At 61.9% G+C, this 14,458-nt stretch carries 17 protein-coding genes; 6 read left to right on the forward strand and 11 right to left on the reverse strand.

All coding sequences use genetic code 11. From position 1 onward, the window contains the following. Positions 1 to 52: 52 nt before the first annotated feature. On the forward strand, positions 53 to 739 hold the full coding sequence (locus HNR05_RS05575) for a 3'-5' exonuclease (RefSeq protein WP_179578120.1): 687 nt from the start codon (positions 53 to 55) through the stop codon (positions 737 to 739). 96 nt (positions 740 to 835) lie between these two features. On the opposite strand, the gene HNR05_RS05580 is transcribed toward HNR05_RS05575, so the two are convergent. The 3 genes from HNR05_RS05580 to glgA all read right to left on the reverse strand — a co-directional run bounded on the left by HNR05_RS05580 (position 836) and on the right by glgA (position 3,315). After that, positions 836 to 1,087: a type B 50S ribosomal protein L31 gene (locus HNR05_RS05580; RefSeq protein ID WP_179578121.1), complete on the reverse strand. Its 252-nt coding sequence runs from the start codon at positions 1,085 to 1,087 to the stop codon at positions 836 to 838. A gap of 213 nt (positions 1,088 to 1,300) precedes the next feature. Next, the gene (locus HNR05_RS05585; protein ID WP_179578122.1) at positions 1,301 to 2,083 is read right to left on the reverse strand and encodes an ABC transporter ATP-binding protein; all 783 of its coding nucleotides are present in this window, start codon (positions 2,081 to 2,083) and stop codon (positions 1,301 to 1,303) included. Positions 2,084 to 2,133: 50 nt separating this feature from the next. Continuing rightward, positions 2,134 to 3,315 carry a glycogen synthase gene (glgA, locus tag HNR05_RS05590; protein WP_179578123.1) on the reverse strand — a complete coding sequence of 394 codons (1,182 nt, stop codon included), beginning with the start codon at positions 3,313 to 3,315 and terminating at the stop codon, positions 2,134 to 2,136. A gap of 81 nt (positions 3,316 to 3,396) precedes the next feature. Between glgA and HNR05_RS05595 the strand changes: the two genes are divergently transcribed. Both HNR05_RS05595 and serB read left to right on the forward strand, forming a co-directional pair. Beyond that, positions 3,397 to 4,641, forward strand: coding sequence for a glucose-1-phosphate adenylyltransferase (locus HNR05_RS05595; RefSeq protein ID WP_179578124.1), 1,245 nt, complete (start codon positions 3,397 to 3,399; stop codon positions 4,639 to 4,641). Further along, a complete protein-coding gene (gene serB / locus HNR05_RS05600; protein WP_179578125.1) occupies positions 4,638 to 5,285 on the forward strand; it encodes a phosphoserine phosphatase SerB in 648 nt (215 codons plus the stop codon). Before HNR05_RS05595 ends, serB begins: the two co-directional genes overlap by 4 nt. Positions 5,286 to 5,308: 23 nt before the next feature. Here serB and fabG read toward each other — a convergent pair whose 3' ends face one another. Further along, positions 5,309 to 6,019: a 3-oxoacyl-ACP reductase FabG gene (fabG, locus tag HNR05_RS05605; protein WP_179578126.1), complete on the reverse strand. Its 711-nt coding sequence runs from the start codon at positions 6,017 to 6,019 to the stop codon at positions 5,309 to 5,311. Positions 6,020 to 6,157: 138 nt separating this feature from the next. Here fabG and HNR05_RS05610 point away from each other — a divergent pair, with 138 nt between their 5' ends. From HNR05_RS05610 to HNR05_RS05620, 3 genes are read left to right on the forward strand one after another with little or no spacing between them, the layout of a single operon-like run. After that, on the forward strand, positions 6,158 to 6,490 hold the full coding sequence (locus tag HNR05_RS05610) for a DUF3099 domain-containing protein (RefSeq protein ID WP_179578127.1): 333 nt from the start codon (positions 6,158 to 6,160) through the stop codon (positions 6,488 to 6,490). After that, positions 6,490 to 6,708: a hypothetical protein gene (locus tag HNR05_RS05615; protein ID WP_179578128.1), complete on the forward strand. Its 219-nt coding sequence runs from the start codon at positions 6,490 to 6,492 to the stop codon at positions 6,706 to 6,708. Before HNR05_RS05610 ends, HNR05_RS05615 begins: the two co-directional genes overlap by 1 nt. Continuing rightward, positions 6,705 to 7,547 (forward strand): SURF1 family cytochrome oxidase biogenesis protein, encoded by an 843-nt coding sequence (locus tag HNR05_RS05620; RefSeq protein ID WP_179578129.1) that lies wholly within the window; start codon positions 6,705 to 6,707, stop codon positions 7,545 to 7,547. Before HNR05_RS05615 ends, HNR05_RS05620 begins: the two co-directional genes overlap by 4 nt. A gap of 61 nt (positions 7,548 to 7,608) precedes the next feature. Here HNR05_RS05620 and HNR05_RS05625 read toward each other — a convergent pair whose 3' ends face one another. From HNR05_RS05625 to sufB, 7 genes are all read right to left on the reverse strand, one after another. Then, a complete protein-coding gene (locus HNR05_RS05625) occupies positions 7,609 to 9,207 on the reverse strand; it encodes an ATP-binding cassette domain-containing protein (RefSeq protein ID WP_179578130.1) in 1,599 nt (532 codons plus the stop codon). Positions 9,208 to 9,303: 96 nt separating this feature from the next. Continuing rightward, on the reverse strand, positions 9,304 to 9,933 hold the full coding sequence (locus tag HNR05_RS05630; protein ID WP_179578131.1) for a TetR/AcrR family transcriptional regulator: 630 nt from the start codon (positions 9,931 to 9,933) through the stop codon (positions 9,304 to 9,306). A gap of 152 nt (positions 9,934 to 10,085) precedes the next feature. Continuing rightward, the gene (locus tag HNR05_RS05635) at positions 10,086 to 10,415 is read right to left on the reverse strand and encodes a metal-sulfur cluster assembly factor (protein ID WP_179578132.1); all 330 of its coding nucleotides are present in this window, start codon (positions 10,413 to 10,415) and stop codon (positions 10,086 to 10,088) included. 4 nt (positions 10,416 to 10,419) lie between these two features. Beyond that, complete coding sequence (sufC, locus tag HNR05_RS05640) at positions 10,420 to 11,184, reverse strand: Fe-S cluster assembly ATPase SufC (RefSeq protein ID WP_179578133.1); 765 nt, start codon at positions 11,182 to 11,184, stop codon at positions 10,420 to 10,422. Between the two features lie 62 nt (positions 11,185 to 11,246). Then, positions 11,247 to 11,573 (reverse strand): non-heme iron oxygenase ferredoxin subunit, encoded by a 327-nt coding sequence (locus HNR05_RS05645; RefSeq protein ID WP_179578134.1) that lies wholly within the window; start codon positions 11,571 to 11,573, stop codon positions 11,247 to 11,249. Between the two features lie 3 nt (positions 11,574 to 11,576). Further along, a complete protein-coding gene (sufD, locus tag HNR05_RS05650) occupies positions 11,577 to 12,746 on the reverse strand; it encodes a Fe-S cluster assembly protein SufD (protein ID WP_179580608.1) in 1,170 nt (389 codons plus the stop codon). Between the two features lie 84 nt (positions 12,747 to 12,830). Continuing rightward, complete coding sequence (gene sufB, locus HNR05_RS05655; protein WP_179578135.1) at positions 12,831 to 14,249, reverse strand: Fe-S cluster assembly protein SufB; 1,419 nt, start codon at positions 14,247 to 14,249, stop codon at positions 12,831 to 12,833. Positions 14,250 to 14,458 lie beyond the last annotated feature (209 nt).

Here is a 14,458-nt window from a genome sequence, read left to right on the forward strand (position 1 = left end):
CCGACGGGAGTGGCTCGCCGGCGCTGTCGGTGGTCGCCCATAGGCTGTGACCATGAGTAATTGGAGTGACACCCTCGCCGTATTCGACCTTGAGACAACGGGAATCGACGTAGAGACCAGCCGCATTGTTTCTGCCACGGTGGCGATTCTTGACGCTGCCGGAGTTGTGACCGAGCGCACAGATTGGCTCGTCAACCCGGGTGTTGAAATTCCGATGCAGGCGACTGCCGTGCACAAAATCACCACTGAGCATGCCGTCACCCACGGGGCCGATGCCGCGTCCTCCGTCGCCGAGATCGTCTCAGCGCTGCGCCGGGCACTCGAACAGGGCATTCCCGTTGTGGCCTACAACGCACCGTACGATTTCACTTTGCTCAATCGCGAGGCGCGGCGCCATGCAGTTGCACCGCTCGACTCCCCCACTCCGGTGATCGACCCACTGGTGATCGACAAGGCGGTCGACCGCTACCGCAAAGGGAAGCGCACGCTCGAAGCGGCAAGCGCCTTCTACGAGGTTGTTCTTGACGCAGCCCACGACTCGGGCGCCGACGCGATCGCCGCCGGACACGTCGCCCAGGCCATCGCCCGCGTACACGGCGGCAAGCTGCCGACCACCGCCGCCGAACTCCACGAGCTCCAAGTGAGCTGGAGCCGCGAACAGGCCGAGAGCTTCCAGTCCTATATGCGACGCGAGCGTGACCCGAGCTTCGTGGCAGACGGCGGCTGGCCAGAGCGCTAGCTCGCGCGCCCGACAGCGTCGCCGAGAAGCCCTTGGCCCGATACAACAGAAGAAGGCGATCGGCCGAAGCCGATCGCCTTCTTCTGTAAAGACGTGTTACGCGCCGAAGCCCTTGTAACGCGTGTTGAACTTCTCAACGCGTCCAGCGGAGTCCATGATGCGCTGCTTACCGGTGTAGAACGGGTGCGACTCCGAGGAGATTTCCACGTCGATGACCGGGTACGTGGTGCCGTCTTCCCACTCGATCGTCTTCGAGCTGGAGACCGTCGAACGGGTCAGGAACGTCGCACCCGACGCCAGGTCGCGGAAAACCACGGGAGCGTACGTGGGGTGAATGTCAGACTTCATGAAGACTTCCTTGTTGCTATTCGAGGTGGAGCGCGATGAAACTACGTAAGTACTGCGCGATGATCGGGTGATACGAAGCCGAATATGGCGATAAAACTGAGTGGCCCAGGGGCCAGCTACCAAGTTTAGCAGAAACCTTCATCGGCGTCTGCCAGTCAGGTCAACTGCGACCAGTCACGCAGCGATCTACTCGGGCAGTGGATCTAGTCAACTCTAGACGGCGCGAGCCGTGTAACGCCCGTCGTTTTCGGTGAGTTCGATGTTGAGTCCGAAAGTTTCGGTCAGTGACTCCGTCGAGAGCGCCTCAGCCAGCGGACCGGCCGCGACGATGCGACCGCCGGCGAGCAGCAGCACGTGGGTAAAGCCACGCGGAATCTCCTCGACGTGGTGCGTGACCATTATGATTGCGGGCGAGCTTGCTTCACTGGCATAGCCACCGAGAAGCTGAAGGAGCTCTTCGCGGGCACCGAGGTCAAGGCTTGCTGCCGGCTCATCGAGAAGCAAAATCTCGGGGTCGGTCATGACGGCACGGGCGATCTGCACACGCTTCTGCTCGCCGTCGCTGAGCGTGCCGAACTTACGGTCGGCGAGGTGGTCGAGACGCCATTCGGTGAGCACCCGCTGCGCGCGTCGCTCGTCAATCTCGTCGTACTCTTCGTTCCAGCGTCCGGTGACCGAGTAGGCGGCGGTCATCACGACGTCAATAACCTTCTCGGCGCCGGGAATCTTGCGCGCCATTGCGGTCGACGCGAAGCCAATGCGTGGCCGCAGTTCGAACACATCACTGGATCCCAGCGGCTCTTCGAGCACCTCGGCCTGACCGGTCGTCGGGTATGCAATCGCTGCGGCGATCTGCAGCGTAGTGGTCTTCCCGGCACCGTTGGGCCCCAGAATCACCCAGCGCTGATTGTCGTCGACACTCCAGCTCACTTGGTCGAGGATGGTGTTGCCACCCCGGACGACGGATACGTCGGTGAATTGAAGAACGTTGACCATAGACCCATGTTATCTGGCGCCGCAGCCCACCCCGAACCCTCGGCGCCCGGTCAGAGTAGACCCGCGTAGATCTCCCTGGTGCGTGTGGCGATTTGCCCCCAGCCGAACTCGCGTTCCGCCCGCAATCGCCCGGCACGCCCCATCTCGGCAGCTGCCGCCGGGTCGGCAAGCACCTCATTCAGCACCCGGCCCAGGTCGGCGACGAACAATTCGGGGTTTATCGGGGTACCCGTTCCGTCCTGGCGCTGTTCGATCGGCACCAACCGGCCGGTGACGCCGTCGGACACGACCTCCGGAATGCCGCCCGTCGCCGTGCCCACAACGGGCAGCGCGCACGCCATCGCCTCGAGGTTCACGATTCCCAGCGGCTCATAGATCGATGGGCAGACGAACACCGTGCCCGCGGTGAGCACCGCAGCGAGTTCATGTTGCGGAAGTAAACGATCGATCCAGACCACGCCGGAACGTTGCTCCTGCAAGGCTCGCACTCCGGCGGTGACCTCCGCGAGGATGTCGGGGGTGTCCGGTGCCCCGGCACATAACACCAGTTGCACGTCGTCGGGCAGCAGTGCCGCGGCCCGCAGCAAATACGGGAGCCCCTTCTGTCGGGTGATCCGTCCAACGAAAACAACGGAGGGACGGTCGGGATCGATGCCGAGGGTGCGCACACAGTCGTCAGCCACGACCGGTTTCCAACGCTCGAGGTCGATCCCGTTGTAGACGACGTGCACTCGCGACTCGTCGAGTGCCGGATAGCTGCGCACAATGTCACGTCGCATGCCGTCGCTCACCGCGATCACGGCGTCTGCTGCCTCGAACGCGGTCTTCTCAATCCAGCTCGACACCCGATAACCGCCGCCGAGTTGTTCCGCCTTCCACGGCCGCAGTGGTTCCAGGCTGTGTGCGGTGACGACGTGCGGGATGCCATGCAATAACTTGGCAATATGGCCGGCCCCGTTGGCGTACCACGTGTGGGAATGGACGAGATCAGCCCCGACGACGTCGTGAGCCATCTGCAGATCGACGCCCAGCGTCGAGAGCGTCGCGTTCGCATCCGTCAACTCGATCGGCACCGGGTAGGCATATGTGTCGGGGTCGTGCCGTGGGGCACCGAAACACCGAACAACGACATCGAGATCGGCGCGCAGAGCTCGCACCAGCTCGGCGACATGCACGCCAGCGCCCCCATACACCTCGGGCGGGTATTCCTTCGTCAGCAGATCCACTCGCATGCAGCAAAGCTAGCGCAGGCTGCACCGTCCCACACGTTCACATTCACCCCATCGGACAACCAAAGGCCCTACTGTGTAGTCATGAAGGCCACGAAGATCTTTGGAATCGTTCTCGCCGGTGGCGAAGGCAAGCGATTAATGCCATTGACTGAAGACCGCGCGAAACCGGCAGTACCGTTCGGTGGTCACTATCGGTTGATCGATTTTGCGCTGTCCAACCTGATCAATTCCGGCCTCACCCAACTGGTCGTCCTGACGCAGTACAAATCGCACAGCCTCGACCGGCACGTCTCCCAGACCTGGCACGTTTCGGGCGGGCTGTTCAACTCGTACATTGCCTCGGTTCCGGCCCAACAGCGCCTGGGCAAACGCTGGTTTAGCGGTTCGGCCGACGCCATCCTGCAAAGCCTCAACCTGATCCACGACGAAAAACCTGACTACGTCGTGGTGGTCGGCGCCGATCACGTCTACCGCATGGACTTCAGCCAGATGCTCGATGCCCACATCGCGTCCGGAGCGATGGCCACCGTCGCTGCGATCCGTCAGCCGATTCAACTCGCTGACCAATTCGGCGTGATCGCCGTCGACGCGGCCAGCCCCGACCGCATCAGCGAGTTCACGGAGAAGCCCACCGACGCGGTGGGCTTGGCCGATGCACCCCATGAGGTATTCGCCTCGATGGGCAACTATATTTTCAACGCCGACGCCCTCATCGACGCGGTGCGTCGTGACGGCGATCGGCCGGATTCCAGTCACGACATGGGCGGCGACATCATTCCCGACTTCGTCTCGCGCGGTGAGGCCGGCGTCTACGATCTCAAACGCAATGAGGTACCCGGCTCAACCGACCGCGACCGGTACTACTGGCGCGACGTGGGAACCATCGATTCGTTCTTTGAAGCCCACCAGGATCTCATCTCTGCGTTGCCGGTGTTCAACCTCTATAACCAGGGCTGGCCGATCTTCAGCCAACAGCTCAACTCTCCCCCGGCGAAGTTTGTGCGCGATGGGGCCGGCGCCCTGGGCACTACGATCGATTCGATCGTCTCACTCGGTTGCGTCATCTCCGGCGCTCATGTCGAGCGCAGTGTGCTCGGTCCGTGGACAGCGGTGGATTCTGGTGCCCGAGTGGTCGATTCCATTGTTTTCGACCGGGTTCAGATTCACTCGGGCGCCCGAGTGAACCGTGCCATCCTCGATAAGGATGTCGTCGTTGAAGTAGGCGCGAGCATCGGGATGGACCGGGGTCGCGATCTGGCTCGCGGATTTAGCGTGACCGATTCAGGAATTACCGTCGTAGGCAAGGGAGTGCACGTTCAACCGTGACTGTTTCAACTCGTTTTTTGATTGTTCTGGATGCAGATTCGACACTGATCGAAGACGAGGTGATCGAACTCCTGGCGGATGCAGCCGGGTCGCGCGACCTCGTCGCCGACGTGACGGAGCGTGCCATGCGCGGCGAACTCGACTTCGCCGAAAGTTTGAGAGCTCGCGTGACGACCCTGGCCGGCCTGCCGACGAGCGTGTTTGACGAGGTGGGGCGCCTCATCCGCCCGACTCCCGGCGTTCACGAGTTGATTGCCGGGGTGCACGCGCACGGGAGTGCCGTCGCCGTGGTTTCCGGCGGCTTCCATGAACTGCTCGACCCGCTTGCCGCGTCACTCGGCCTCGACCACTGGCGTGCCAACCGCCTCGAGGTCGTCGACGGCCACCTCACCGGTCGACTGCGGGGGCCAATCATCGATGCCGCGGCGAAGGCCGAGGCCCTGCTCGACTGGGCAGCGCGCGAAGACATCGCGATCAGCCGCACCATCGCAATCGGCGATGGTGCCAATGATCTCAAAATGATGGCTGTGGCAGGGCTCTCCGTCGCGTTCAATGCGAAACCGCGGGTGAAAGAAGAGGCCGACCTCGTCATTGACGTGGCCGACCTCTCGGCGGTCCTCCCGCTGCTCGGGCTCCGCGGTTAGACGCTCAGGAGCTCAGTCGAGGCCTAATGGCCCATCCCGAGTCCACCATCGACGGGGATGACGGCTCCGGAGATATAGCCGGCGTCGTCGCTCGCGAGCCACGTGACTACCCGGGCAACCTCGGTGGCTGTGGCGAAGCGCCCGGCCGGGATGTTGCGTTTGTATTCGATCTGCTGGGCTTCGGGAAGCTCGGCTGTCATATCGGTTTCGATGAAACCGGGGGCGACGACGTTCGCGGTGATCCCGCGGGCGCCCAGCTCGCGGGTAACGGAGCGGGCAAGCCCCACCAGTCCGCTCTTCGACGCGGAGTAGTTGACCTGACCGGCGGAGCCATACAGCCCGACCACGCTTGAGATCAGAATGATGCGCCCAAAACGCGCTTTCAGCATGCCCTTCGAGGAGCGCTTCACAACGCGGAAAGCGCCGCTGAGGTTGGTGTCGATCACCGACGTGAAATCCTCGTCTGACATGCGCATGAGCAACATGTCTTTGGTGACTCCGGCATTGGCGACGACAACCTCGACCGGTCCATAGGCAGCCTCGATCTCGGTGAACGCCGCGTCGATCGATGCTGCGTCGGTGACGTCTGCGCGCACCGTCAAGCTGCCCTCGGGGCCGTTTCCGCTTCGTGCGGTCACGGCTACCCGGTGACCCTGAGCCAGAAACTCCTCGGCGATGGCGAAACCGATACCTCGGTTGCCGCCGGTAACAAGAACAGTGCGAGCCGTCGTCATTCAGTCTTCCAATCTGTCGCCCAGCTGCCGAAAAGCCGGGGATCTGTGAAATCAAGCTTAGAGCGTCGCCGCGGATGCCCCACGAGACGTAGGCTGGAGGAAAGAACTTCCGCCGGCTCACCGAAGCGACAGCCTCCCATGAAACAGCAGTCCATCACCTCCCTTCCGATCTCGCCCGAGGTCGAACGCCGCAATCGAATGATCAAGTATTCGATTGCCATGGGCATCCGCGTGATCTGCATCGTTCTCATGCTGTTCGTGCACGGCTGGTGGCTACTGGTCTGCGCCATCGGGGCCGTGACACTCCCCTATTTTGCCGTCGTCATCGCCAACGTTCATTCGGATCCAACGGGGTCCCAGGTGGTTCGGCCTGGGGCAATTCAGGTCTTCCGTCGTGACGATGGCCGCACCGATGCCCAGCCGTCGGCTGATCTGCCCCCCAGCCCGCCGACCGATACGAAGGATTCATAATGCTCGGGCTTGGCGCCGACCTCACCTCCCCCACCTGTTCACGGGCTGGCTGTCGGCAGAATGCCACCTGGCGACTCGACTGGCGCAACCCCAAGATTCATGAAGAGGGTCGTGTCAGGACCTGGCTTGCCTGTGATGAGCATGTCGAGTATCTGCGCGAGTTTCTCGGTGCCCGCGATTTTCCCCTGACGGTTGCGGCCATGACGGTCAACGCATGAGGGGATGGAGGTTTGCCGTCTCGAAGCGCTGGGCCGGCTATCTTGCCGTTGCCATGCTGTTTGCCGCGGCCTGCGCCGGATTGGGAATGTGGCAAGTCGCCCGCCGCGACCAGGCACTCGCCGAGATCGCGAAGGTCACCAACAATTTCGACGCCGCGCCGATCCCGGTGGCGGAGGCGCTGCCCTCCCTCGACGCGTTCACCGCATCGCAGAAATGGCTTCCGGTACAACTCACGGGAACCTATTTGATCGATGACGAAATGCTGGTGCGCAACCGCCCACTGAATATCACGCCGGGATTCGAGGTTCTCACGCCACTCCTGCTTTCCGACGGAACCGTGTTCATCGTCGACCGCGGCTGGGTGCCGACCGGCGACAAACAGGATGCCCCCGATATCGTTCCCGCAGCACCCACCGGAACTGTGACTGTCGTTGCTCGCCTCAAAGCAAGTGAGCCCACTCTGATCGGCCGGACCGCGAGTGGCAACCAGGTCGCAACGATCAACCTCACCGAAATCGAGAAGCGGCTCGGAACTCCGACCTACACCGGCGCCTACGGTCTGATGGCCTCTGAGGATCCAGCCTCCGCGACCCGCCCCGTGGCAGTCGTGCGACCCCCCGCGGACGAAGGGCCACACCTCTCGTATGCGTTCCAGTGGTTCGTCTTCGGCGTGCTTGCCTTTATCGGCCTCGGTTGGGCGGTACGCCAGGAATATCGTGATGTGAACTCCGAGGATCCCGAAGAACAGAAGCGGGCTGCCCAGCGTGCGAGGCGCAAGGCCGCGAAGCCGCGCAGCGATGCCGAAGTGGAAGACGCACTGCTCGACTCCCGACGCTGACCGAACGGGAATGACGAAGGCGGCGGGCACATGCCCGCCGCCTTCGTCGATTCTCAGCCGCCTACGCGAGCGTGATCAAGTCGAGGTAATCCTTATTCCAGTGATCCTCGATACCATCCGGAAGAATCAGCACACGCTCGGGGTTCAACGCCTCAACGGCCCCCTCGTCGTGACTGACCAGCACAACGGCCCCACTGTAGTGAGCAAGCGCATCCAGAATCTCTTCGCGGCTGGCCGGGTCCAAGTTGTTCGTGGGCTCATCGAGTAAAAGCACGTTGGCGCCAGAAACCACAATCATGGCCAACGCGAGTCTCGTCTTCTCACCGCCGGAAAGCACACCGGCGAGCTTGTGAGAGTCGTCACCCGTGAACAGGAACGAACCGAGCACCTTACGGGCTTCCATCTCAGTGATGTTGGGCGATGAGGACACCATGTTCTCGAGCACCGAGCGCTTCACATCGATCGTCTCGTGTTCCTGGGCGTAGTAGCCGATGCGCAGACCATGGCCGTGTTCGATCGTACCGGTGTCCGACGCGTCGACGCCGGCCAGCATGCGCAGCATGGTCGTCTTCCCCGCACCGTTCAGTCCCAGGATGACGACCTTAGAACCGCGATCGATGGCCATATCGACACCGGCAAAGATTTCAAGCGAGCCGTAACTCTTCGACAGGTTCGTCGCCATGATCGGCGTGCGGCCGCAGGGAGCCGGCTCGGGAAAGCGCAGTTTGGCCACCCGGTCGACGGCGCGTACGGCCTCGAGGCCGGAGAGAAGTTTCTCGGCGCGAGCCACCATCTGGTGAGCTGCGGCGGCCTTGCTGGCCTTCGCACCGAATCGGGCGGCCTGCATCTGCAACGTCGACGCCTTCTTTTCGGCGTTCATGCGTTCCTTGCGACGGCGCTCCTCATCGGAGGCACGCTGGCGCAGGTAGTTCTTCCAGTTCATGTTGTAGACGTCGATGATGGTGCGGTTTGCATCCAGGTAGAAGACCCGGTTCACCGATTCGCCGACGAGTTCGATGTCGTGGCTGATGATGATGCATCCGCCACGGTAGCTCTTCACGAATTCGCGCAACCAGACGACGGAATCGGCGTCAAGGTGGTTGGTCGGCTCGTCGAGGATCATGGTCTCGGCCGCGGAGAACAGAATTCGGGCCAGCTCGATGCGGCGACGCTGACCGCCCGAGAGCGTCTTCAGTTGCTGGTCGAGGATGTGGTCAGGCAGGCTCAGGTTGCTCGCGATGGATGACGCTTCAGCCTCGGCGGCGTAGCCACCGAGAGCGTTGAACTGATCGGTAAGCGAGCCGTACTTGCGCATGGCCGCCGAAGCGATTGAGTCATTCGAGTCCCCCATGAGCATGCTTGACTCCTGCATCCCGAGCGCGATCGAGCCGAGACCACGTGCGTCGAGGATGCGCGTGCGCGCCAGCATCTCGGGGTCACCCGAACGCGGGTCCTGCGGCAGGTAGCCGATCTCCCCGATGCGCTCGATCTTGCCCTTCGTGGGCAGCGTCTCCCCGGCCAGGGTCTTTGTCAGGGTCGTCTTGCCGGCACCGTTACGACCAACGAGGCCAATCTTGTCGCCATCGGAGACGCGGAAGTTCACGCCTTCCATGAGCACGCGTGCCCCCACTCGGATTTCGAGATCTTGCACACTGAGCACAGCAATAGTCCGTTCAGAAGAGGGATGACAGAGACGGCCCGACCGGACCAACTCTCTAGTATATTTGCACGCGCGCCGCGCGCGCACCGATCGTGCTCAGGCGAGGCTTCCCCGGAGGGCCTTCTCGACCCAATCGCGATACGCAACCGAGCCCCAGCCCAACTCGGTCACCAGCGTGCGGTACACCTGCGGGTGCCCCAGCGCCCAGATTGCGGCGGCTGCTTCATGGTCGCTCATTCCGCCGCGAAGGCCGTGAAGCACGCGCAAGGACGACGCCGCTTCGCCATAGTTGTGCAGTCGGGCTGCTGCTCGTTTACGCTCGAGCTCCGCCACCTCCGAGTCGACCGTTGCGGCTTGACTGATCACTCGGTGTATATCTGCTGTGCGTTCGTTGACTTCGAGGAACCAGTCGGCGAGTACCCGAATCACCACGGGCGCGCTCGTGGCCGCCGCAACCCGGTAGCGCAACACTGCGGGAACGAGCGCCGGTGCATCACGGCCGGCGGCTGCCAGGTCAAGCACAGCAGAGAGCAGCTCGGCCTTATTGCCGACAGAATTGTAGATCGTTTGTACCGCCACACCGGCTTCCTCCGCAATCGCAGCGAGAGAACTGGCCACGTAGCCCCGCGAAAGCATAAGCCTGCTCGCGGCAACGGCAATCTCCTGCTTCGTTGCCGCGGCGCGCTCACGACGACGTCTTTCCGAGGGTGTCTCCAGATCAGCCATGAAATTAGAGTAGCATTCCATGAACTTGAATGTGGTTCGAATGTGCTATGCACGCACCTCTCAGGCGACCTGCGACGACAAAGCACACAGCGCCCTCGTTGTGACAACGAAGGCGCTGTGAAACGCGAACCGACGGGCGACCCGCGCGAGAATTAGATCGAGAAGCCGAGAGCGCGCATCATGTCGCGGCCGTCATCGGTGATCTTCTCGGGACCCCACGGCGGCATCCACACCCAGTTGATGCGGAACTGGTCGACGACGCCATCGAGCGCCTCGGCCGTCTGTTCCTCAAGCACATCGGTCAACGGGCAGCCGGCCGACGTGAGTGTCATGTGAATGATGAGGGCGTCGTTGTCGTCGTCCCAGCCCAGGTCGTAGATGAGCCCGAGGTCGACGATATTGATGCCGAGCTCGGGATCCATGACGTCTTTCAACGCTTCCTCGACCTCGTCGTAGCGCGCCGGACTCAGTGTTGAAACCATACGATTAGCCTACGTTCGACTCGGTCAAATAGCGATCGTAGCCTTCTTCTTCAAGGCGGTCCGCCAACTCGGGGCCTCCCTGCTCGGCCACGCGTCCGTTGACGAAGACGTGAACGAAGTCAGGCTTGATGTAGCGCAGGATACGCGTGTAGTGCGTAATCAGCAGCAGGCCCAGCCCCGTAGTCTCTTTGGCCCGGTTGACGCCCTCGGAGACGATCTTCAGTGCGTCGACGTCGAGACCGGAGTCGGTCTCATCGAGAACGGCGAACTTAGGCTTCAGCAGTTCAAGCTGCAGAATCTCGTTGCGCTTCTTCTCGCCACCGGAGAACCCCTCGTTGACGTTTCGCTCGGCAAAACTCTTGTCCATCTTGAGGTTCGCCATCGCGCCGCGAACATCCTTGATCCAGGTGCGAATGGGTGGTGCTTCCCCGTCGATCGCGGTTTTGGCCGTGCGCAGGAAGTTCGTCACCGACACGCCGGGAATCTCGACCGGGTACTGCATGGCCAGGAACATTCCAGCGCGGGCACGCTCATCGACGGTCATCGTGAGCACCTCGACGCCGTCGAGCAGGATGGATCCGCTCTCAACGTGGTACTTGGGGTGGCCGGCGATCGTGTACGCCAGGGTGGACTTGCCCGAGCCGTTCGGCCCCATGATCGCGTGAATCTCGCCCTCATTGATCGTGAGGTTGACGCCGCGCAGAATCTGCTTGGTGCCCTGGTCGGTCTCGACGCTGACGTGCAGGTCTTTGATCTCAAGAACAGACATGAATCAGTTTTCTCTTTCGTTTCTTCCAGCGCGCAAGCGCCGGGAGGCTGGGCCTCAGGGAGCTATACGGGCAGGATGACAGTGGGGTCGATGTAGACGTCGCCGTCAATCAACTCGACCTGATAAACAGGCACCGGTTCGTAGGCCGGGAGGGTGATCGGCTTGCCGGTTCGGAGTGAGAACTTCGAACCGTGCGCCCAGCACTCCAGGGTGTCGTCTTCGACGAAACCCTCTGACAGAGAGATATCTCCGTGCGTGCAGGTGTCACCGATCGCGAAAACGTCGCCGTTGCCGTCGCGCACGAGGGCAATCGGAACACCATCGATGTCCACTTTGACGGCCTGGTTGGGTTCGAGGTCATCGAAACCGCAAATTTTTACGGATGCCATGGTTTACTCGCCGTCCGTTCCGCGCAGTTCGGTTTCAATCGCTTCCTGAAGCCGGGCTTCGAGCGGCGCTGAGCCGATCTTCTGCACGATCTCGGTGAGGAAGCCGCGCACGACAAGTCGGCGCGCCTCGTCTTCGCTGATACCGCGCGACTGTAGGTAGAAGAGTTGCTCATCGTCGAAGCGGCCGGTGGCACTGGCGTGCCCCGCGCCGAGGATGTCGCCGGTCTCGATCTCGAGGTTCGGCACTGAGTCGGCCCGAGTCCCCTCGGTCAGCACGAGGTTGCGGTTCTGTTCGTAGCTGTCGGTACCGGTCGCGGTGTTGCCGATCAGCACGTCACCGATCCACACCGTGCGCGCGCCCTGCCCCTGCAACGCACCCTTGTAGGTGACGCGGCTGCGACTGTGCGGGCCGACATGGTTGATGTAGACCTGCTGCTCGAGATGCTGACCGGCGTCGGCGAAGTACAGGCCGAGAGCTTCGATGTCTGAGCCGGAACCGACCAGGTGAATCGACGGATTCACACGCACGATGCTGCCACCGAGTGTGACCACAATGTGCTTGAGACGTGCGTCTCGGCCAATCGTCGCGAAGTGATTCGACAGCTGAACTGCGGTGTCATCCCATTCCTGCACCGTGATCACCGTGAGGTTCGCCGACTCGCCGAGAATGATCTCAACGTTCTCGGTCAGGCGGGCATCGCCCGTGTTCTCGAGGATCACGACAGCCTGGCTGAACGGCTTCGCGTCGATGATGGTGTGAGCACCACGTGGAGCAGAGCCCAGATTCGCCCGGGTGAGGGTGAATTCCTTCGGCTCCTCGCCGCTGACGGTGATGGCGAGAGCCTTCTCGAATGCACCCCAGGCGTTCGCAGAAGCGCGCTCTTCCGGCAGCCCCGCGAGACCGATGCGAGCGTCGTCGCGACCCACCCAGTCGACGCTCACGCCAGCAACATCCGTTGACGACACGTCGTAGGTCGAGCCGTCAAGCGTGCCGGCGGTCAGATCGGTGAATTTGGCGACAGGCGAAAGCTTCCACACCAATTCGCGGCCGGTGACGGCCTCGAAGTCGGCGACGTTGACGCTCTTGAACCGGTCAGAACGGGTCTGCACCGGGATGAAACCGAAACGACCATCCGAGTGCTCTTTGATTCCGTGCTGTCCGGCGGTGGGCATTGCTTCTGACGCAGTGTCGCCGTTGGTGCTGTTCGCGTTGTTCGTAGATTTATCGTTGTTCGTAGTTACAGAGGCGACGGACATTTAACCGACGGATCCTTCCATGCCCATTTCGATGAGCTTGTTGAGTTCGAGGGCGTACTCCATCGGGAGTTCGCGGGCAATGGGTTCGATGAAGCCGCGCACGATCATGGCCATGGCCTCGTCCTCCGGCATGCCACGACTCATCAGGTAGAAGAGCTGTTCTTCGCTTACACGGGAGACTGTCGCCTCGTGGCCGAGCTGCACGTCATCGACACGGATGTCGATGGCCGGGTAGGTGTCGGAGCGTGACTTGGTATCCACCAGCAGCGCATCGCACCGCACGGTGTTCGCCGAATGGTGCGCCGCGGCATCCATCCGAACTTCACCACGGTAACCGGCACGACCGCCACCTCGGGCGATCGACTTCGAGACAATCGAGGACTGCGTGTACGGAGCCATGTGAATCATCTTGGCGCCGGCATCCTGGTGCTGGCCGGGGCCGGCAAATGCGACAGACAGGGTCTCGCCCTTGGCGTGCTCACCCATCAGATAGATCGACGGGTACTTCATGGTGACCTTGGAACCGATGTTGCCGTCAATCCACTCCATGGTGGCGCCTTCGGCAGCCGTTGCACGCTTGGTGACCAGGTTGTAGACGTTGTTCGACCAGTTCTGGATCGTCGTGTAGCGCACGCGGGCGTTCTTCTTCACGATGATCTCGACCACGGCCGAGTGCAGCGAGTCAGACTTGTAGATCGGGGCGGTGCAGCCCTCGATGTAGTGAACGTAGCTGCCCTCGTCGGCGATGATCAGGGTGCGCTCGAACTGGCCCATGTTCTCGGTGTTGATGCGGAAATAGGCCTGCAGGGGAATCTCGACGTGCACGCCGGGCGGCACGTAGACGAACGAGCCACCTGACCAGACCGCCGTGTTGAGCGCCGCAAACTTGTTGTCACCCGACGGAATCACGGTGCCGAAGTACTCGGTGAAGAACTCGGGGTGTTCTTTCAGAGCCGTGTCGGTGTCCATGAAGATGACGCCCTGGGCCGCGAGGTCCTCGTTGATCTGGTGGTACACGACTTCGGACTCGTACTGGGCCGCAACACCGGAGACGAGGCGCGAACGCTCCGCTTCGGGGATGCCGAGCTTCTCGTAGGTGTTCTTGATGTCATCCGGCAGGTCTTCCCACGTTTGGGCCTGCTTCTCGGTGGAGCGAACGAAGTATTTGATGTTGTCGAAGTCGATCTCTGACAGGTCTGCACCCCAGGTCGGCATCGGCTTGCGTTCGAAGAGCTCCAGCGCCTTGAGTCGACGCTTGAGCATCCATTCGGGTTCGCTCTTGAGATTCGAGATGTCGGTGACAACCTCGGGTGAGATGCCACGGCGGGCGGATGCCCCGGCGGCGTCGGAGTCGGACCAGCCGAACTCGTACACCCCCAGGCTTTCCAGCTCAGGGCGGTCAAGCAAGACGTCCGACATACTTACCTCTTCTCCTATCCAGCACAACCCGGATATCAGTCCGGTCATTCCCGGACATGGTTTCAGAAGGAGACCCTGTCGAGAACGGGTTGCGAGGATGGCTACGTTGCGTACCTAAGATTGACATGGACGACTCGCACTGCGCTCGAACCACGCGCCAGAGCGTGAGAAGTCCATGAAACACCTAATTCTACAGGTTGGCGGAGGCA

This window comes from Leifsonia psychrotolerans (assembly GCF_013410665.1).
In the GTDB taxonomy this organism is placed as follows: domain Bacteria; phylum Actinomycetota; class Actinomycetes; order Actinomycetales; family Microbacteriaceae; genus Cryobacterium; species Cryobacterium psychrotolerans_A.